The 19545-nt window shown below is 72.8% G+C and carries 18 protein-coding genes; 11 read left to right on the top strand and 7 right to left on the bottom strand.

All coding sequences use genetic code 11. The features are described 5' to 3' along the window. Positions 1 to 238: 238 nt before the first annotated feature. Both OG199_RS26855 and chpG read right to left on the bottom strand, forming a co-directional pair. Positions 239 to 961 (bottom strand): hypothetical protein, encoded by a 723-nt coding sequence (locus OG199_RS26855; RefSeq protein WP_356798903.1) that lies wholly within the window; start codon positions 959 to 961, stop codon positions 239 to 241. A gap of 228 nt (positions 962 to 1189) precedes the next feature. Further along, the gene (gene chpG / locus OG199_RS26850; protein WP_405831637.1) at positions 1190 to 1429 is read right to left on the bottom strand and encodes a chaplin ChpG; all 240 of its coding nucleotides are present in this window, start codon (positions 1427 to 1429) and stop codon (positions 1190 to 1192) included. Positions 1430 to 1799: 370 nt separating this feature from the next. Between chpG and OG199_RS26845 the strand changes: the two genes are divergently transcribed. The 9 genes from OG199_RS26845 (at position 1800) to OG199_RS26805 (ending at position 12064) form a co-directional block, all read left to right on the top strand. Further along, entirely contained in the window at positions 1800 to 2207 is a 408-nt protein-coding gene (locus OG199_RS26845; RefSeq protein WP_405831636.1) for a hypothetical protein, read from the top strand. A gap of 41 nt (positions 2208 to 2248) precedes the next feature. Further along, the gene (locus tag OG199_RS26840; protein ID WP_405831634.1) at positions 2249 to 3442 is read left to right on the top strand and encodes a glycosyltransferase family 4 protein; all 1194 of its coding nucleotides are present in this window, start codon (positions 2249 to 2251) and stop codon (positions 3440 to 3442) included. Further along, positions 3439 to 4926 carry an exopolysaccharide biosynthesis polyprenyl glycosylphosphotransferase gene (locus tag OG199_RS26835; RefSeq protein ID WP_356798895.1) on the top strand — a complete coding sequence of 496 codons (1488 nt, stop codon included), beginning with the start codon at positions 3439 to 3441 and terminating at the stop codon, positions 4924 to 4926. Before OG199_RS26840 ends, OG199_RS26835 begins: the two co-directional genes overlap by 4 nt. A 109-nt stretch (positions 4927 to 5035) precedes the next feature. Then, complete coding sequence (locus tag OG199_RS26830) at positions 5036 to 6505, top strand: O-antigen ligase family protein (protein WP_356798913.1); 1470 nt, start codon at positions 5036 to 5038, stop codon at positions 6503 to 6505. Beyond that, the gene (murJ, locus tag OG199_RS26825) at positions 6502 to 8301 is read left to right on the top strand and encodes a murein biosynthesis integral membrane protein MurJ (protein WP_405831631.1); all 1800 of its coding nucleotides are present in this window, start codon (positions 6502 to 6504) and stop codon (positions 8299 to 8301) included. Before OG199_RS26830 ends, murJ begins: the two co-directional genes overlap by 4 nt. A gap of 100 nt (positions 8302 to 8401) precedes the next feature. Beyond that, on the top strand, positions 8402 to 9091 hold the full coding sequence (locus OG199_RS26820) for a polysaccharide deacetylase family protein (protein WP_405834677.1): 690 nt from the start codon (positions 8402 to 8404) through the stop codon (positions 9089 to 9091). Next, positions 9091 to 10224, top strand: coding sequence for a glycosyltransferase (locus OG199_RS26815; RefSeq protein ID WP_356798891.1), 1134 nt, complete (start codon positions 9091 to 9093; stop codon positions 10222 to 10224). Before OG199_RS26820 ends, OG199_RS26815 begins: the two co-directional genes overlap by 1 nt. Further along, entirely contained in the window at positions 10221 to 10940 is a 720-nt protein-coding gene (locus tag OG199_RS26810; protein WP_405831630.1) for a lipopolysaccharide biosynthesis protein, read from the top strand. The genes OG199_RS26815 and OG199_RS26810 overlap by 4 nt, the downstream gene beginning before the upstream one ends. Next, on the top strand, positions 10937 to 12064 hold the full coding sequence (locus tag OG199_RS26805; protein WP_405831629.1) for a GNAT family N-acetyltransferase: 1128 nt from the start codon (positions 10937 to 10939) through the stop codon (positions 12062 to 12064). Before OG199_RS26810 ends, OG199_RS26805 begins: the two co-directional genes overlap by 4 nt. Positions 12065 to 12103: 39 nt before the next feature. Here the strand turns inward: OG199_RS26805 and OG199_RS26800 are convergent, their stop codons facing one another. The 4 genes from OG199_RS26800 to OG199_RS26785 all read right to left on the bottom strand — a co-directional run bounded on the left by OG199_RS26800 (position 12104) and on the right by OG199_RS26785 (position 16106). Continuing rightward, positions 12104 to 13513 carry a glycoside hydrolase family 26 protein gene (locus OG199_RS26800; RefSeq protein ID WP_405831627.1) on the bottom strand — a complete coding sequence of 470 codons (1410 nt, stop codon included), beginning with the start codon at positions 13511 to 13513 and terminating at the stop codon, positions 12104 to 12106. A 695-nt stretch (positions 13514 to 14208) separates the two neighbouring features. After that, positions 14209 to 15048 carry a chaplin gene (locus OG199_RS26795; RefSeq protein WP_405831626.1) on the bottom strand — a complete coding sequence of 280 codons (840 nt, stop codon included), beginning with the start codon at positions 15046 to 15048 and terminating at the stop codon, positions 14209 to 14211. A 119-nt stretch (positions 15049 to 15167) separates the two neighbouring features. Beyond that, entirely contained in the window at positions 15168 to 15359 is a 192-nt protein-coding gene (locus OG199_RS26790; RefSeq protein WP_356798909.1) for a chaplin, read from the bottom strand. Positions 15360 to 15692: 333 nt separating this feature from the next. Then, positions 15693 to 16106, bottom strand: coding sequence for a rodlin (locus OG199_RS26785; protein ID WP_266699283.1), 414 nt, complete (start codon positions 16104 to 16106; stop codon positions 15693 to 15695). A gap of 248 nt (positions 16107 to 16354) precedes the next feature. Here OG199_RS26785 and OG199_RS26780 point away from each other — a divergent pair, with 248 nt between their 5' ends. Further along, positions 16355 to 16765: a rodlin gene (locus tag OG199_RS26780; protein WP_356798882.1), complete on the top strand. Its 411-nt coding sequence runs from the start codon at positions 16355 to 16357 to the stop codon at positions 16763 to 16765. Positions 16766 to 17141: 376 nt separating this feature from the next. After that, positions 17142 to 17549: a rodlin gene (locus tag OG199_RS26775; protein ID WP_356798880.1), complete on the top strand. Its 408-nt coding sequence runs from the start codon at positions 17142 to 17144 to the stop codon at positions 17547 to 17549. 57 nt (positions 17550 to 17606) lie between these two features. On the opposite strand, the gene OG199_RS26770 is transcribed toward OG199_RS26775, so the two are convergent. After that, positions 17607 to 19526, bottom strand: a complete 1920-nt coding sequence (locus OG199_RS26770; RefSeq protein WP_405831623.1) for an AMP-dependent synthetase/ligase — start codon at positions 19524 to 19526, stop codon at positions 17607 to 17609. Positions 19527 to 19545: the final 19 nt, after the last annotated feature.

Below are 19545 nucleotides of genomic sequence, written 5' to 3'. Positions count from 1 at the left end.
CGACGGCGGGCGGACGAACACGTCGCCTCAGGCGCCGCCCCCCACGCCCAGGAGGGCAGGGGACCGGTCACCGGCGTTCACTTCCTCGACGTCCACGGCGCCGGCGATCCCGGCACGGGCGGTCCCGGCACAGGCGGTCCCGGCACGGGCGGTCCCGGCCCAGGCGGTCCCGGCACAGGCCTTCACCGCTCGGCGACCACCACGCGGGCGATCGGTTCGCCCTTCACGGCGTGGGCGATCACGTCACCGGCAGGCTCGGCAGCGAGCCCGTCGGCAGGCTCGGCAGCGCCGGCAGGCCGGGCAGGTTCGGTGCGGGCAGGCCGCCACCGAGCACGACGGCGACGACGAAGTTCACGAGGCCCGTCACCACGGCGGTGGCCGCGGGCACCACCTGGGTGGCATCGCCGGACGTGACCGCCTTGACCAGCGCGTCGACCGCCTTCTGCAACGCGGCGAGGGCGTCGGCCGCGAGGTTCGCCGCGGCTCGCGAGTCCCTGGCGCGCGGCGCCTTGTCGTCCTGCTGCTCGGCGCTGCCGCGCTCATCGGCGCCGCCCCGCTCGTCGGTGTTCTTGAGCGAGGGCACGGCGGGCAGTGCCGGCGTGCTGGGGAGCGCCGGAACGCTGGGCGCGGCGGGCACGGCCGGAAGCGTCGCGGTGGCCTTGGCGATCGCGTCCTTCACGGCCTGGCCGAGCTTCGCCGCGTCGGCGGCGGGCAGCTGGCCGTTCTCCGCCTTGAGAGCGGCGTTGAGCAGATCGGCGACCGGGGCGATGACGCCGCTGACGTTCGCGAGCGACTGAACCTGCGCCAGAAGCGCGTCCGCGCCGGGGACGGGTGCCGCCGCATAGGTGCGGCCACGCGTCGAGTCGCTGCCGGCCGCCGTCGCGGCCGGCCCGGTTATCCCGAGCAGAAGCGCGGCACAGAGTGCGGAGGACGCGATGCGCCGTGCGGGCAGAACACGCATGGATGTTCCCTTCGGTGGTGCTTGGAATCGTGTGCCCACCGTGTAAGCCGCCATCGCCGTACGCAACCGTATGAACGCGCCGCGTAGCCGCCTCTCGCCCCTACCACCCCCATCGCCGCTGGTGGGGAGCCACACCGGGGCCACGCGCCCCCTTGCCCCGTTCGGGGCAACGCGGACCGGCCGCCCTCCCGTTGGGGAGGACGGCCGGCAGAAGGGTCCGCGCCGACGTCAGTCGTTGGCGCAGGTGTTGCCGAACGTGGGGTTCAGCAGGCCGATCACGTCGACGGTGTTCCCGCAGACGTTGACCGGGATGTGGACCGGGACCTGCAGGACGTTGCCCGACAGGACGCCGGGAGAGTTGGCGGCCGCGCCGTTTGCGCCACTGTCGGCGGCGGCGATGCCGGCGGTGCCCGCCATGGCGGCGGCGGCAACGGAGGTCAGGGCCAGGCCCTTCGCGATACGCGACATGGAGAAGTGCTCCTTGAAATCGTCACAACAGCCGGGCGGAATGCCCAGCGCTGGAATCAACGCGCGGGGCACGCACGGGTTGTGCCTCCAAAGGAGTGATCTCACGAACCCCCGGACGACGGTTCCAGGGGCCCCGGGGAGTCACGCGCGCCGCCTGACCTCGACCGGTTCTCCGGCATTACGACACACTTGTCAGGTTTCGACAATTAAATACAGATAACAGCTAGAGTCGGTCACCTCCCGAGGCTGCTCGGAACCAGATGTCGGAAGGCGTCGAGACCGACGGGGGAGTCAGCGCGCACCCAAGTGATCTGCGGATCTCCGTTCCTCCGCCGGTCCAGAACCTTTTCCCGAAAGGGCAACGCCGGTCATGCGTCATTCCCCGGGCCCTCTGCCGCGCCGCGCGACGGCGGGCCGCTCCGCCCTCGTCGTCCTCCGGACACCGGGCGGCCCCGCGAAGGTCGACGGCGACCGCGGCAGCACCGGAGACCCGCTGGGCCTGTCGGCCGGCGACGGTGGACCGACCGCGCCGAGCGACACCGCCGACCCCCTGGACGACGTATCCGACCCGTCGGCCACCCGGCCGGGGAACGCCCCCGGGTACGCCCCGGCCGCACGCGTGCCCAAGTCCTCGAATCCGCCCGGACACGACTCCGCTGTGCACGGCTCGGACACGGAATTCCGGCTCGGGGGTGACCAGTTGACCGTCCAACTCGTTTCGCAGCGGGACGCGGCCTGGGTCGGAGCGCTGTTCGCCGCCGTCGACGCGCAGCGGTGACGCGCGCGTCAGAGCGCCGCCCGTCACTAAGGAACCCGCGCATGTCATTGCCATCGAGCGACCCCCCGCCGCGGGTCCTGCACCTCAGCCAGCCGGTCGACGGCGGAGTGGCCCGCGTGCTCACCGACCTGGTCGAAGCACAGCTCGCCGCCGGACTGCACGTCACCGCGGCCTGCCCGCAGGACAGCGGCCTCGCGCACACGCTCCGCGCGCTCGGCACCGAGGTGACGCACTGGCAGGCGACGCGCTCGCCGGGTCCCCGGCTGGTCCGGGAGGTACGAGGGCTCGCCCGCGTCGTCGCCGAGGCGCGGCCCGACGTGGTGCACGCGCACAGTGCCAAGGCCGGGCTCGCCGCCCGGCTCGTCCTGCGTGGTCGGGTGCCGACCGTGTTCCAGCCGCACGCCTGGTCGTTCGAGGCGGTCGACGGCTTCGCGGCGGGCCTCGCGCTGAACTGGGAGCGGTGGGGGGCGCGTTGGGCGTCCCGGGTGGTGTGTGTGAGTGAGGCGGAGCGTGTCACCGGAGTGCGCGCCGGGGTCAGGGCGACGTGGAGCGTGATCCCCAACGGGGTCGACACCGAGCGCTTCCACCCCGCGGAGGCGGGGACCGTAAGGACCGGGCTCCCGCTGCTCGACCGGCTCGATCCGGCGGCTCCCCTGGTCGTCTGCGTCGGACGGCTGTGCCGGCAGAAGGGGCAGGACGTCCTGCTGCGGGCCTGGGACACCGTACGGCTGCGGATGCCCGGAGCCCGGCTCGTGCTGGTCGGGGACGGTCCGGAGGCGGCGCGGCTGCGGGCCTCGGCACCCGGCGACGTGCTGTTCGCCGGAGCCGCCGACGACGCCGTGCCCTGGTACCAGGCCGCCGATCTGGTGGTGCTGCCGTCCCGCTGGGAGGGCATGGCGCTGGCCCCGCTGGAGGCCATGGCCTGCGGGCGCCCGGTCGTGATGACGGACGTGGACGGCGCCCGCGAGAGCCTGCCGCCGGGCCTCGACACCCGCTGTCTGGTGCCCTCCCAGGCGCCGGGCCCGCTGGCCCGCGCGATCTGCGACCTGCTGGCCGATCCGCCGCTGCGCGAGTCGCTCGGCCGGCAGGGGCGACGCCACGTACTGACCACGCACGACGTGCGGCGCGCGGCCGACGCGGTCGCGGAGGTCTACCGCGAGTTGCTCACCGCGGGGCCCGGCGGGCGCACCGTGTGCGGGGAACCCACCGAGTGCAGGGAGCCCATCCACACGTGACTGCGGAAAGCACCGTTCCCTCCCCCGGCGGACAGCCCCGGGAGTACGGATTCTCGCCCGTCTCGGTCATCCCTTCGCGCGGGGCCGCCGACGGCTTCAGGTTCCCCGCCGGGCAACGGCTGTCCGCCCCGCGCGCCCCGTGGCTGCCCCTGCTCGTCGCGGACGGCGGTGCGGCGCTGCTGGCGGGCATGTCCCTCGCCCAGGTCCAGCGGCACCCGCCGCTCCTCGTCGCGCTGCTGCTCGGCGTACTCGCGCTGAACACGCACGGGGCGCTGTACCGTCCCGGGCGGATCCCCACGGTGCTCGACGACCTGCCCGCCGTGTGCGCCCGCGTCGTGATGACGTGGTGCACGCTCGCGGCCCTGCTGGCGGCGCTCTCCCCCGCCGCGGCGCTGTCCGCCCGGACCCTGGCCGTGGGCTGCGTTCTGCAGTCGGCGGTGAGCTGCGCGGCCCGCGCCGTCGTGCACTGGCGACGTCGCAGGGCCCTGGTCCTGCGCCCCGACGCCACCCTGGTGATCGGCCCCGCGGAAACCGCCCAGCGGGTGGCCGCGGCCTTCCTGCGGCACCCGCGCTGCGGCCTGCGTCCGGTCGGCATCGTCGCCGCCCAGGGGGCCGGCGCCGACGGGCTGCCGGTCCTCACCACCGGCGAGGAGGTGCAGCGGGCCCTCATCCAGAACGGCGTGCGCGCGGTGCTCGTGGTGGAGCCCCGCAGTGAACACGGTCCGTTACTGCGGGCGTTGAGCGAGGCGGGCTGTGTGCTGTGGCACGTCGACGCGGACTCGGCGTCGCAGGAGCTCAGCCACGGAGTACCGCGGGGCAGAGCCTCCGCGGGCGCGAACGGCAGGACGGGCGGGAGCGGGCGGCTCGCCGGGTTCTCCTGCCGGCGGATCAACGTCTCCAGGCCGCACGGGACCCTCGGCAAACGGCTTCTCGACGTCGCCGTCTCGGGGGCGCTGCTGCTCGTGATCAGCCCACTGCTGCTGGTGTGCGCGGTCGCGCTGCGGCTGAGCGACGGACCGGGGGTGGTCTTCCGGCAGGAGCGCATCGGCAAGGACGGGCGGCCCTTCACGCTGCTGAAGTTCCGTACCCACCGCCCGGTCGACGCGCACGAGGCCGCGACCCGCTGGAGCGTCGCGGGCGAGCGGGAGATGAGCCGCTTCTGCCACTTCCTGCGGCGCACCTCGCTCGACGAACTGCTGCAGCTGTGGAACGTCCTGCGGGGCGACATGAGCCTGGTCGGCCCGCGTCCCGAACGGCCCTACTTCGTGGCCAAGTTCAGCCAGACCTATCCGGGCTACGCGGCTCGCCACCGCATGCAGACCGGCATCACCGGACTCGCCCAGATCCACGGGCTGCGCGGCGACACCTCGATCGAGGACCGCTGCCGGTTCGACAACGCGTACATCGACAACTGGTCGCTGTGGCAGGACGTCTGCATCCTGCTGCGCACGGCAGCCTCGCTGGTACGCCCGACGGGGAGCTGAGCCGATGAGCCGAGCCCTGCCCCACTCGCCGCCGGCCGCCGCGCACACGCCGCCGACCACCCCCTGCTCGCTGCCGCCGGCCTCCCCCCGCTCGCCACTGGGCACCCTGATGTCCGGGGTGCGCCGCGCGCTGCCGGTGCTGCCCGTCATGGCGGTGATCGCGCTGCTCGGGCTGCCGATGGCGCCGAGCGGGGAGGGCGGCGCGAACATCGCGGACGCCATGTCCGGTCTGGTCGTGGTCTGCTGCGCGGTACGGCTCGTACGGGACCGTCGGCGTCCCCTGTCCCCGGGCGCGGCGGTGGTCCTCGCCCTGCCCGTGATCGGCATCGCGGTCGCGGCGGCCGGGGCGGCGAGCCCCACGGCCGGGATCACCGGTCTCACCCGCTATCTGCAGATCTTCGTCCTGGTGCCCGCGGCCGTGCTGCTGCTGGTCCGGGACCGCCGCGACTTCCGGCTGCTCGCCTGGTCGTTCGTCGCCCTGGCGCTGTGGCAGGGGGCGGTCGGGGTGCACCAGTACGTCACCGGGACCGGTGCCTCCTACCGGGGCGAGGACGTCCGGGCCGTGGGCACCTTCGGGCCGACGGACGTGATGGGCATGGCGACGGTGGTCGCCTTCGGGCTGGTGTGCTCGCTCGCGCTGGCGCTCGGCTCGGGCACGGTACGGCAGCGGGCCTCCGCCGTGGCGTGCGCGCTGGCGCTGCTGCCGCCGCTCGCGCTGTCGTTCAGCCGGGGCGCGTGGATCGCCACGGCTCTGGCGTGCGGAGTCCAGCTGACGCTGGCGGGGCTGCGGCGCGCGATCAGGGTGGGTGCCGTCGTCGCTGCCGTGGCCGTGATCCTGGTGGGCGGACTCGGCGTCGGTACGGAGATGTTGCAGGAGCGCGTCGACAGCATCACGCAGGTCACCGACGCCCCGGACCAGTCGGTGGTGGACCGGTACACCATGTGGGCGGCGGCCGTCGACATGTGGCGCGACCACCCGCTCACCGGCGTCGGGCTCAAGGGCTTCCCCGACCACCGCGACGGCCACGCCTCGCTCGCCCTCTCCTCGGGCAGTGACATCGGGGGCGCCGGAACCGCCTTCAGCAAGCAGCCGCTGCTCTCCCCGCACAACATGTATCTGCTCGTGCTGAGCGAACAGGGACTGATCGGGCTGCTCGCCCTCACCGGCAGCTGGCTGGCGCTCCTGGTGTGCGCGCTGCGCGGACTGGTCCGGGTGCGCCGGACGGCGCCGGACGCCCTGGCGGGGCTCGGCCGACCGGTCCTGGCCCCCTCGGGGCTCGACTGCGCGCTGGTCTCGTGCGGGCTGCTCGGCTGGCAGCTGGTGGACTTCGTGTACGCGGACATCGGCGGGCCCTCGACCGTGCTGACGGGGGTCTGCTTCGGCCTGGTGGCCTGGTGGGCGCTGGTGGATCCGGCGTCCCCGATGTCCCTGGCCTCCGAAGCCGCCCCGTTCCCGGCATCCCGGGCCTCCGAAGCCGCCGCGCCGCCGGCACCCCGGGCCTCCGAAGCCGCCGCGCCGCCCCCCGTGTCCACGTCCTCGTCGGCGGCGGGCTCGCCGGAGGGGGCCGCGACGCGATGACGGTTCAGCCTCCCCGGGCGGCGGCCGACGGCGGCGGCGCCGGGACCGACGATCCGTTCGCCCTGCCGGGCGCCCGAGACGCGGCCCCCACCTACGACCCACCCGACCCGCTCACCCCTCCTTCTGCTTTCCCCCCGTCCTCCCTGCCCGTCTCCTCCACCCCTTCCACCCCCTCCGTCCCCACAGCCACCTCCACCGCCTCCGCCCCCGCCGCCCCCGCCGCCTCCGCCGCCTCCGCGGAGAACGCCTCCAACCGGTTCCTCGCCAAGGCCGCCCTCGTCACGATCGCGCTGTCGATCGCCGGAGCCCTGCTGGGCCTCGGCCGTGACCAGGCCCTCGCGCACCTGTTCGGAGCCGACTCCGCGACGGACGCCTTCCTGGTCGCCTGGACCCTGCCGGAGTTCGCGGCGACGCTGCTGATCGAGGACGGCCTCGCCTTCGTACTCGTACCGGCGTTCAGCATGGCGGTGGCGCGGCGCGCCCAGGGTGCCGTCGGCGACCCGGTCCGCGCGCTGGTCGCCGCGACCCTGCCCCGGCTGACGCTCGCCGTCACGGCCGTCGCCGCGCTGCTGATCGCCGGGGCGCCCTACCTCGTGGAGGCTCTCGCGCCGGGCCTGCCGGACCCGCGGCTCGCGGTGGACTGCACCCGGTTGACGGCCACCTGCGTGTTCACCTTCGGACTCGCCGGGTACTGCAGCGCCGCCCTGCGGGCGCACCGCCGGTTCGTCGCGCCCGCGGCCATCTACGTCGCGTACAACACCGGCATCATCACCGCCATGTTCGTCCTCGGCGGCCGCTGGGGAGTGCGCGCGGCGGCCCTCGGGGTCGCGGTGGGCGGCGCCCTGATGGTGGTCGCGCAGGCACCCTCGCTCTGGCGGCAGCTCAGGCGGCACGAGGTGACCGTGGACGGGGCGGCCGACGCGCAGGCGCGCCCGATGGACCTGGCGCTGATCAGCACGGTCCTGCTCTTCGCCCTGTGCCGGCAGTCCCAGGTCCTGATCGAACGGTTCCTGGCCTCGTCCCTGCCCGCCGGCGCCATCTCGCACCTGAACTACGCGCAGAAGGTCGCGCAGATGCCGATGGTGCTCTCGCTGATGCTGTGCACCGTCACCTTCCCGGTGGTGGCGCAGGCGATGGCCGAGGGCGACACCGAACGGGCCCGCGTCCGTGTGGAGCGCGACCTGGCACTGGTCTCCTGCACCGTGCTCCTCGGTACCGCGGCGGTCGTCGCGTGTGCACCCCAGATGATCCAACTGCTCTTCCAGCGGGGCGCGTTCACCGCTCAGGACACCGCGGCCACCGCCGCCGTGATGCGGGTCTACGCCGTTGGACTGCTCGGCCACACGCTGGTGGGCGCGCTCGTGCGCTCGTACTTCTCCTCGGGACGGCCCACCTGGTACCCGCTGTTCGCGATGACCGCCGGGATCGTCGCGACCTCGTGGATCGGCGCGCTGGCCGTCGGCAGCTGGGGCGTGTGCGGCATCGCCGCGGCGAACGCGGGCGGCGTCACCCTCAGCGCCCTGCTCCTGCTGTGCGGCATGGGCCCGCGCAGTGTGCCGATCCGCACCCGTCAGGTCGTCGCCGAACTGGGCAAACCCGTGCGCGCGGCGCTCGTCGCGGGCGCGGTGGGGGCGCTCTGCGCGAGCCGTGCGGGCTCCCCCCTGGTGGGTCTTCTCCTCGGCGGCACCGTCGTGGCCGTCGTCTTCGCCGTGCTGGCCTGGGCCCTGGGGGTCCAGGCCCTCGCACCCGTCCTCCGTTCCCTCAAGCGAAGGCTGCCGCATGTCCGTTTCCGCTGACCGCTTCAGACGTGTCGACGCCCGCGCCGCCACCGACCTCCGTCGCCGCACCTGCTTCCACACCGCCGTGCGGGCCGCCGACACGGTCCCCTGGGTCGCGATGTACCACTCCGTGGGCGACTGCTCCGACGACCCGTACAGCATCACCGTCTCGCCGGACCGCCTCGACCATCAGCTGGGGTGGCTGCGCCGCCGCGGACTGCGCGGGGTGAGCATGGCCGAACTGCTCGCCGCACGCGCCCGGGGCGAGGGCCGCGGCCTGGTCGGTCTCACCTTCGACGACGGATACGCCGACTTCGTCGAGACCGCCCTGTCCGTCCTGCACCGGCACGGCTGCGGTGCCACCCTCTTCGTCCTGCCGGGTCGGCTGGACGGCGACAACGCCTGGGACCCGCTCGGTCCCCGCAAGCCGCTGCTCGGTGCCCAGGGCATCCGGCTGGCCGCCGCCGAGGGCATCGAGATCGGCTCGCACGGTCTCACCCACGTCGACCTGACCCAGGTCGACGACGCCCTGCTGCACTCCGAGGTCGCCGAGAGCAGAGCGACGCTCTCGGACCTGACGGGTGCTCCCGTCGACGGCTTCTGCTACCCCTACGGAACCCTCGACGCGCGGGTCGTCGACGCCGTGCGCGACGCCGGCTACACCTACGGCTGCGGAATCGATCCCGGCCCGCTGACCGGCCCGCACGCCCTGCCGCGCGTCCACATCGGGCAGAACGACACCGCCGTGCGCCTGCTGCTGAAACTCAAGCTGCACCGGTTGCGGCGGCGCCCCGTCGAGGGGGCCTGATGAAGGCCCTGCACATCATCACCGGCCTGGGTGTCGGCGGTGCGGAGCAGCAACTGCGCCTGCTCCTGCGGCATCTTCCCGTCGACTGCGACGTCGTCACGCTCACCAACCCCGGCGCGGTCGCCGACGGACTCGCCGCCGACGGCGTACGCGTCGTCCACCTCGGCATGACCGGCAACCGGGACGTCGCCGCGCTCCCCCGGCTGGCGAAGCTGATCCGCGGCGGCCGCTACGACCTGGTGCACACCCACCTCTACCGGGCGTGCGTGTACGGCCGGATCGCCGCGCGGCTGGCCGGGGTGAAGGCCGTCGTGGCCACCGAACACTCGCTGGGCGACTCGCAGATGGAGGGACGCCGGCTGAGCGCAGGCGTCCGCGAGCTGTATCTCGCCAGCGAGCGGCTCGGCCGGTCCACCGTCGCCGTCTCCCCGACCGTGGCCGACCGGCTGCGCCGCTGGGGGGTGCCCGGACCGCGCATCGAGGTCGTCCCGAACGGCATCGACGTGGACCGTTTCCGCTTCGACCCGGTGCTGCGCGCACGCACCCGTCGCCGGCTCGGGCTGCCCGACGGCGCCTACGTCGTGGGCGGTGTCGGCCGGCTCACCGCGGCCAAGCGGTTCGACGTCCTGATCCGCGCGCTGGCCGAACTGCCCCCGGACCACTGGCTGCTGCTGGTCGGCGGCGGTGCCGAGGAGAACGTGCTGCGACGGACCGCGCAGCGGGCCGGGGTCGCGGACCGGGTGCTGTTCACCGGCGAGCGCCCCACCGGCGGCCTGCCGGGGGCCGATCTGCCGTCGCTGACCGCTGCCATGGACGTCCTCGCCTCGCCCAGCGCCGAGGAGGCCTTCGGGCTCGCGGTCGTGGAGGCGATGGCGGCCGGGCTGCCGGTCCTGTACGTCTCCTGCCCCGCGGTCGAGGACCTGCCCGCGGGTGCCGCGCCCGGCGCGCGCCGGGTCCAGGGCGGCGCCGACTCGTTCGTACGGGCCCTCCGAGCGGTCCGCGGGGCGGGCCCCGGACCCCGTTCGGTACCGCACGCAGCCCACCACTACAGCATCAACCGCAGCGCCGCGCAGCTCATGGACGTGTACGCGGCCGCCGTCTCCTGCACCCCTCTGGGAGTGAGTTCCTCATGACCGAAATCCCCACCAGGCAGCAGCGCTCGGCCGAACCGGCCGGACCGGCGGACACACCCGGCCCGGCCGGACCGGTGGGCACACCTGGCCCGGCGGGCACGCCCGCCACCCGCCGGAGGGGCCTGCCGCCGTGGACCCTGCTCGTCGCCGGCGCCCTGCTCGGCGGCGCGCTCGGGGTCGCGTACGGCGTCGAGAAGCCTCCGACGTACACGGCGACGAGTTACGTCATCGCCGTCCCCACGGACAAGTCGGACCCGGCGTCGGCGCTCGGCTTCGCGCAGGCGTACGGCCGGGTCGCCACACAGCTCGCGGTGCTCGCGAACGCGCAGGCGCGGGCCGGGGTGCCGGTCTCCACGCTGCAGCGCAGCGTGCAGACCGCGACCTCGCCCGACGCGCCGATGGTCGCCGTGTCGGCCACGTCCCCGCGTCGGGGCCTCGCGGCCGACATGGCGAACGCCGTCTCGCGCTCGCTGACCGAGCACGCCAACGCCACCCGTGCCAGTACGCACGTCGAACTCCTGCAGTTCTCCCGCGCGATGAAGCCGACCGCCCCCTCCTCGCCGTCGCCGAAGGTGACCGGTCTGGTCGGCGCGAGCGCCGGCGGGCTGCTGGGCGGACTGATCCTGCTGGTGCGTCCGCGGCGGGACAGGGACTTGGCCCGAACGGCCTCCGTACCGAACCCGGCGACCGCCGCCGACGCGCACGGACAGCTGTGAACGGCACCCTGCTGGCCGGACTCGGCGGCACCCTGCGGGCCGAGATCATCACTGACGAGCGGGAGTTCGCCGCCCTGGCCCCCGCCTGGGAACGCCTGTACGGCCGGTGCGCCGCCGCCACCCCGTTCCAGAGCCACGCCTGGCTGTACTCCTGGTGGCTGTCGTACGGCACCCCCGGCCGCCTCCGTCTGGTCCTGGTCCGTGACGGCGACGAGCTCCGCGCGGTCGCGCCCCTGATGCGCGTACGCCGACCCCTGCCGGCGCTGGTCCCCCTCGGCGGGGCCATCTCCGACTACGGCGACGTCCTCATCGACGACGAGTACGCCGACCGCGCGGCGGCGACGCTCGCCGAGGGGCTGTCCCTGGCCGCCCGCAGCGCGCTGATCGACTTCCGCGAGGTACGGCCCGGCGGCGCGGTGGAGCGGATCTACGAGCGCTGGCGCGGACCGCGGCGCCGGGTGAGCGACTCGCTCTGTCTGGAACTGCCCGCCCTCTCGATGGACGAACTGGTGCGCCGGCTGCCCTCCTCGAAGGCCCAGCGCGTGCGGGCCAAGCTGCGCAAACTCGCCGCGCTGGGCATCGAGCCCCGGATCGTGCCGGCCGGGGAGGTGGACGCGGCGCTGTGCCGCCTGCTGGAACTGCACCGGCTGCAGTGGCAGGGGCGGAAGGTGACGTCCGAGCATCTCCAGGAGCGGTTCGCCGAACACCTGGTCCGGTCGGTCGGACCGATGGTGAGCTCCGGGGACGCGGTGGTCACCGAGTTCCGGCTCGACGGCACCGTGATGGCGGTGGACCTCACCCTGCTGTCCCCGCGGCTGGCGGGCGGCTACCTCTACGGGGCCCATCCGGATCTGCGCGAGCGGAAGGCGGACGTCGCCGTGATGCTGCTGGACGCCTGCGCCCGGCACACCGAGGGGGACCGCCACGGGGCACTGAGCCTGCTGCGCGGCGACGAGCCCTACAAGCACCACTGGCGCCCGAACCCCGTGGTCAACCAGCGGCTGCTGCTGGCCCGGCGGCGTACGGCACCGCTGCTGTCGGCGGTGGTCTGCGACGTCGTCGCGCGCAGCCGGGGCAAGGAGCTGGTGCGCCGCTGGAGGGAGCGTGGTGGCGACCGGACGTGACCGCCCCGTCGCCACCACGATGTCCCGTCCACGGTCCGGTCACCGGTTGCGCGACCACCAGTCGAGGCGGAGGCAGAGCTTCCCTCCGATCCAGTGCTCCACCCAGTCGCCCAGGTCCACCGGCGAACAGTTGGGAGGGTGCACCGGCGTCGGCACGGGAGTGGGCACGGGGGTCGGCACCGGCTTCGGCACGGACGGCACCGGCGTCGGCATGGGTGTCGGCTCCGGTGTCGGGTCGAAGTGGCCGGAGAGCACCGCGTGGTACACCGCGGACGCCTTCGGGTTGTCCGCGCACTGCCACACACCGTGCGGGCAGTAGTCGGTCAGCGTGTTGTACAGGGGCGGGTGCTCGTCCATCCACGCGAGCATGCGCTTCATGTACGCGGCGTTGTCACCGTTGCGGAAGAGCCCCCATTCGGGATACGAGATGGGCTTGCCGTGGGCCTTGGCGAAGTCCACGTGCTCCTGGAGGCCGTACGGCTCCTTGACCTCGTCGTCGAACGACAGTCCGCTCGGCTGGTCGTAGGAATCCATGCCGATGATGTCGACCGTGTCGTCCCCGGGATAGCACTGCGTCCACGGAACGGCGTCCTGGCCGCGGCTCGGGGTGAAATCGAACCGGAATTTCTGTCCGGGCACCGACCGCATGACGGTGACGATCCTGTTCCAGTACTTCTTCCACGCCTCCGGGTCCGGCCCGCAGCGGTGGGTGTACGTGATGCCGTTCATCTCCCAGCCCAGCACGATCACCGTGTCCGGCACCTCCAGCCGGACCAGCCGCTGGGCGAGCGCGCGGAAATGCCCGTCGAACGCCCCTTCGGCGCCCTGCCTCAGCAGTGCCCGCACCTCGGGGTCGGAGACGTTCTCCTCGTTGCGCTCCAGCATCGGCACGTTGAGGACGAACATCCGGTCGGCCCGCTCGCGCCGCCAGTTCGCCCAGACGTCGAGGAATCCGGGCGGTCCCTCGATGTTGCTCCAGCGGTCGCCCGGCAGGTACGTGTGCCCGACGCGCAGCTCGGTGCCGCCCAGCCACTGGCTGAGCTGGGCGATCCGGGCCACGCCCAGCGGGCCGTAGTCGAGGTAGGCCCCGAAGGCCGGGCGCGGTACGACCGTCGCGGGCGGCGTGGGCTTCGCGGACGTCGAGGGAGTCGGCGGCGTCACGGGTGCGGTGGGCGCGACGGTGGGTGTCACGGATGCGGCGGGAGTGGTCGGCGCGGCCGGCGTCGTGGACGGCGGGGGCGGCGCGGGCGGCACGGGCGGCGCGGGCGGCACGGGCGTCTGCGCCTGCGGTGTCACCGACGTCGGTGTCGGTGCCGGAGGATCGGCGACGCGTACCGCCCCGGCCCCCACGGCGTATCCCGGACCCGGCGCCAGGGCGATCGACGCGACGATGCCGGCCGCGACGAATGCCAGCCTTCCGCTCCGGGACCATTGCTGTTGTGGGGCCATGCCTGCTCCTCTCTCCGCTCTCTGCTGCTCCGGCTGCTCTCTTCCTCCTCCTCCACTGACACCCAGTCATATGAATGCCCGTTCCGCCAACAGAGGCATCGTCTTTCAGGCACGCCGGTCACCCGCGCGGGTGACGGAACCGAGGGGAAACTCCGTTCCTCTGCTCGGCGGAGCGGCGTGGACGTGTACGTGGTCGCGACTTCGCACGAATTCCCGTCCGGGGATTCGGCTTTCGTCCGCGAGACCCACCCATCGGCCTTGCCCGGCGTGAGCGGCACGGGCGTCGTACCGGCGTTGCTCCGAGTGGCCGCGCGTCCGTCTCGTCCAGCCGTGCTCATCCCGATGGATGACGCGAGCGTCGAAGCTGACGCGTCGGCGGGCGGCGTACGGCGACGTAGGACGTAGGGCTGGAGACGGTGGGGTGGAACGGCGGCGCGGCGGCACCGGTGGCCGAACGTCGCGTCGCGGGCGACGGGTTCGGCGCGAGCCGCGAACGGTACGGGCCGCTCGGCGACGAGCTGCGCGGGAGCCTGGCCGTGGTGGCCGGCTGCGGCGTCGAGTCCTCGGCGCCGGGTCTGTTCATGACGGCCTCGGGAACAGACCCAGGACCGGCTCGGACAACGAGCTCGGGTGCCGGACACGGTGAGGTGTCCGGCACCCGATGCGTCGTACGGGCATCCTGCTGGTGCCGCGTGCTAGCGACGCGACGTGGCTCGGCCTCGCCGGTACAGGACGGCGCCACCGATCAGCAGCGCGGCACTGGCGGCCGAGAACCCGAGCACGTCCTCACTGCCCGTCTGGGCCAGGGAGGGCGGCGCGGGAGGGGTGACGGGCGGCGCCACCGGCGGAGTGGCGGGAGGCGTCACCGGCGGCGTCACCGGCGGAGTCACCGGCGGCGGGGTGGTGGGGGGCGGCGGAGTGGTCGGCGGCGTCGTGGGAGGCGGCGGGGTGTCGCCGTAGCCGTTCTCGCAGTCGTTGCCGAACGCGGGGTTGCCGATGCCGATGACGTTCACCGAGTCGCCGCAGGCGTTCACCGGGATGTCCACCGGGGCCTGCACGGTGTTGCCCGACCCGATGCCGGGCGAACCGTGCGTCTCTCCGTACGCCGAGGCACCGGAGCCCAGCGAGCCGGAGCCCAGGGGACCCGAGCCCACGCCGGAGCCGGCCGAGTCGTGGCCGGTGGGGCCGCTGTAAGGGCCCGACCCGTGGTGGTCCGTGTGACCACCCACGTGCCCGGCCCGGCCCACCTGGTGGACGGGCTGGTGCGTCACGCCGCGCGACCCCTGCGAACCCGAGCCGTTGGCGCAGGAGTTCCCGAAGGCCGGGTTGAGCGCGGCGATCACGTTGACGGTGTTGCCGCAGACGTTCACCGGCACGTTCAGCGGAACCTGAAGCGTGTTGCCCGATGCGACGCCGGGCGAGTCCGCCGTGCCGCCGTTCGCCTGCGCGTCCGCGAACGCGGGGGTGCCGTACAGGGACAGGATGCTCGTCGTGGCCGCGGCCATGACCATTCCCTTGCTCAGGGTCTGTCGCAATCTCTTGTCCTCCCTGTGTGAAGAAGTGAGAAGTGATAAGTGAGGAAGGCCGGCCCCGGAACCGGAAAGACGGTCCAAGGCCGGCCGTGAAACAGCCGGGTGGCTGGTGTCCTGTCGCGTCAGTCGTTGGCGCAGGCGCTGCCGAACGCCGGGTTGAGCAGGCCGATGACGTCGATCGAGTTGCCGCACACGTTGACGGGGATGTGCACGGGAACCTGGACCACGTTGCCCGAGAGGACACCCGGGGAACCGATGGCGGCGCCCTCGGCACCGGCGTCCGCGAAGGCCGGGGCGGCCATGCCCAGGGTCATGATCGCGCCGGCGACGACAGCAGCGCTCTTCTTGTGCTTCACGTGCTTTCCCTTCTCTGCGGTCATGCCCCTATGACGGCCGAAGCCGAGCGAGCACAACGGGAACGGCTCGCTTCATGACCTGCAGGCTGTAAACGAGGGCGGGACGCCCGAAGAAACTACGGAACGCACACCGTTTGGGAATTCACTCGAATTGCCCTGTTTCCATGGCGGGACCGAGACCGCACAAGAGAAGAAACGCTTCCCTGAATTGCCGGGAAGAGCAGCGGACCGCCCGCGTCGAACGCGACGGGCGGCCCGAGCCTCTTCGAGGCGAAGATTCAGCGGCGACGGTCAGTGGTTGCCGACACCGTTGCCCGACAGGACCGGGATGTCGTCCACCAGGTGCGACAGCGGCTCGTCGCCCTTGGCCTGGGTCGAGTTCTCGGCGCACTGCTGGTTCTGCGGGGCAGACAGGACCGGAATGTCCTGGACGGCGACGGGCACGAGCACCCCGACGAGCGAGCCGGCGTTCGCCTTGGCCGGCAGGCCGACACAGAGCTTGTTCAGCGAGCCCTGCGCGAGGCTGAGCTGCGGGCTCATGTTGCCGCCGGTCACCGAGTTGCCGAACGACTGAGTGGCGCCGTTCCCGCTGACCGAGGTCGTACCGCTGTCGTCACCGATGGCAAGCGCCTGGGGCGCGGCCGCCGCCGAGACACCGACGACGGAAGCGGCGACCGCCGCCGCGGCCATTGCCTTCTTGAACATTTCGCGTTCCTTTCCTGGCAGAGACACGTGTTCCTGCCCTGGCATCAACCCGGCGGCCTCGCATTGGTTTCGGTGATTCACCCGGTTGGCCCGTTCAGCGGACGGGAATGCGCGGGAATCCATGGCGCGCGCGAGCCCGGAGCCCTCTTCGATGTGCGCCATCGGAGTGAATGGGAGCAACCAAGGACGTCCGCCGCAGTTGACCAGTGCGCTCCGGTGGACGGGGTTTCTCCAGAAGGGACTAGCTAGTGATCAAGAAGGTTATGGCCGCCGCCGCGGTCGCCGCTTCCGTCGTCGGCGTTTCCGCCGCGGCCGCGCCGCAGGCGCTGGCCATCGGAAACGACGGTGGCACGACGTCCACCAGCGGTAACGGTGCCACCCAGTCGTACGGAAACTCTGCGACGTTCGGCAACATGAGTCCGCAGATGGCGCTCATCCAGGGCTCCCTGAACAAGCCCTGCATCGGCCTGCCGGCCAAGGCGAACCTGGGCTCGCTCGTCGGCGCCGTGCCGATCAGCGTCCAGGACGTCCCGATCCTGTCGGCCCCGCAGAACCAGCAGTGCGTCGAGAACTCGACCCAGGCCAAGGGTGACGAGCCGCTGTCGCACATCCTGGACGACATCCCGGTCCTCTCCGGCAACGGTACGGGCAACAGGTAATCCGCCTCGCAGTCCTCTTCCTGAGTTCTCGTCAGCGGGCCGCCGAGCATTCGGCGGCCCGTCGGCGTTTCCTGAACCCTCCCGACTCTTCACACATTCGTCTCTTCACGCATTCCTCTTTTCCCTTCTTCCGCTCCTCCGCTCTCCTGCTCTTCGGGTCGTCCGTTCCTCGGGCGAATTCCTTTCCCGGCCGCGTGGTTCGCCGCGCTTCGGACGTGGCGTCTCCTTTCAGGGGAGCTCACCGGCGTACACGTGGCGAATCGAGCTCCCCGGGCGCTGCGCCGAATGGGGCACAACCCGAAACCCCGGACCAGGCAAGGCAGTTGATGATCATGCAGCTCCTCCCCCAGGAGTCCGCTTTTCGAAGGGAACGAACATGAAGAAGCTGTGGGCAACCGCCGCTATCGCCGCTTCCGTCGCCGGCATCTCGGCCGCGGCCGCCCCCCAGGCCCTGGCGATCGGTGACGACGGTGGCACCACGTCCGTCAGTGGCAACGGAGCCGAGCAGTCGTTCGGCAACTCCGCCACGTTCGGCAGCATGAGCCCGCAGCTCTCGCTGGTCCAGGGTTCGCTGAACAAGCCGTGCATCGGCCTGCCCGCGAAGGTCAACGCCGGTTCGCTCGTCGGCCTGATCCCGATCGCCGTGCAGGACGTCCCGGTCCTGTCGGCCCCGCAGAACCAGCAGTGCGTCGAGAACTCGACCCAGGCCAAGGGCGACGAGCCGCTGTCGCACATCCTGGACCAGATCCCGGTCCTCTCGGGCAACGGCGCCAACAACGGCTGATCCCCCCATCGCGCAGAGCGGGCCGTCGAGCATCTCGGCGGCCCGCTCTTCGCGTGTTCAGGTCCCGTACAGCGCCTCGATCTCGGCCGCGTACGCGGTCGCCACCGCATGGCGCCTGACCTTCAGGGACGGCGTGAGCAGCCCGCCCGCCTCGGTGAACTCCTCCGCGACCAGGGCGAAGGCGCGGATGGACTCGGCCCGCGAGACCGCCCCGTTCGCGTGGTCCACGGCCTTCTGGACGTCGGCGCGCAGCGAGGGGTCCCTCACGAGTTCGGACGGCGGGGTGTCGGCGGGCCGGCCGCGGACGGCGAGCCAGTGCGCGACGGCCTCGGGGTCGAGGCTGATCAGGGCGGCGACGAAGGGCCGGTTGTCGCCGACGACGACACACTGGCCGACGGGCGGACGGCTGCGCAGCCGGTCCTCCAGGACGGCCGGGGAGACGTTCTTGCCGCCCGAGGTGACCAGGAGGTCCTTCTTGCGTCCGGTGATGGTGAGGTAACCGTCGTCGTCGAGGGCTCCGAGGTCGCCGGTCGCGAACCAGTCGTCGCGCAGGACGGCGTCGGTCGCCGCCGGGTCGTTCCAGTAGGAGCCGAAGACGACACCGCCCCTGACGAGGACCTCGCCGTCGTCGGCGATACGGACCGCGGTACCCGGGACCGGAAGGCCGACCGTGCCGGGGCGGGGGCGCAGCGGCGGCACGATCGTCGCCGCGGCCGTGGTCTCCGTCAGGCCGTACCCCTCGTAGACGATGACGCCGGCGGCGTAGAAGAACAGATTGAGGTTGCGGTCGAGCGGCGCGCCGCCGCTGATGGCGTAGCGCAGGCGGCCGCCGAGTTCCCTGCGGATACGGCGGTAGACCAGCAGGTCGTACAGCCCCCACGCCGCGTACAGGCCGGGGCGGGGGCCCTTGCCCGTCCCCAGGAACTTGTCCAGGCAGGCCTGTCCGAAGCGGACGCCGACGCGGTCGGCGCGGTCGAAGGAGGCCGCGCGGCCGATCCTCTCGGCGGTCGCCCGCCCTGTGGCGTGGATCTTCTCGAAGAGGTAGGGCACACCGACGAGGAAGGTGGGTCGAAACTGCCTCAGCGCGGGGCGGAGTTCGTCCGGCTTGATGCTGGGGCAGTGGCCCAGTTCGATCCGGGCCATCAGGCAGGCGACCTGGAGGGTGCGGCCCAGGATGTGCGCGAGCGGGAGGAAGAGGAGGGTCGAGGTGGTCTGGCCGGTGACCTCCTTGAAGATCGGGTGCAGCAGCTCGACCGTGTTGGCGGCCTCGGCGTGCAGGTTGGCGTGCGTGAGGACGCAGCCCTTCGGCCGTCCGGTGGTACCGGAGGTGTAGCAGACCGTCGCGACCGTGTCCGGGGTGAGCGCGGTGCGGCGTTCGGAGAGTTCCTCGTCGGGGATGTCCCGTCCCCGGGCGGCCAGTTCGGCCATGGCTCCGGCGTCCAGTCGCCGTACGTCCGGGGGTTCGGGGTGCCGGGCGGTGCCGGTGGCGACGGTGTCCGCGTTCTCGGCGGTCTCGACGAGCACGAACCGTGCGCCCGAGTCCCTGACGATCCACTCCACCTGCTCGGCGGAGGAGGTCGCGTAGACCGGGACGGTGCGGCCGCCGGCCGCCCAGATCGCGAAGTCGAGGACCGTCCATTCGTAGCGGGTACGGGACATCACCGCGACCGGGCCGCCGGGTTCGAGGCCCGCGGCGATCAACCCCTTCGCGGTGTCGGCGACTTCGCGGGCGAAGGCCGCCGCGGTGACCGGGCGCCAGGTGGCGCCCTCCCTGCGGCGCAGGACCACGGCGTCCGGGGCCTCGGCCGCGTTGGTGAAGGGCAGGTCGGCCAGACTGCCGGTGGCGGGCCGGGGCGCGAGCGCTGCGGTGCGCACCTCGCGCACCGCACCGCTCGCGTCCCTGATCAGCTCGGTCTCGGCGCGGGCCGCCAGGTCGGTCCGCCGCCCCGCCCGTTTCAGATCCTTGCGTACGCCCATGACGGCTCCACCAGGTCGC

The sequence above is a fragment of the Streptomyces sp. NBC_01176 genome (assembly GCF_045039825.1).
Lineage (GTDB): Bacteria > Actinomycetota > Actinomycetes > Streptomycetales > Streptomycetaceae > Streptomyces.
This window is presented reverse-complemented; position numbering and strand designations above follow the sequence as displayed.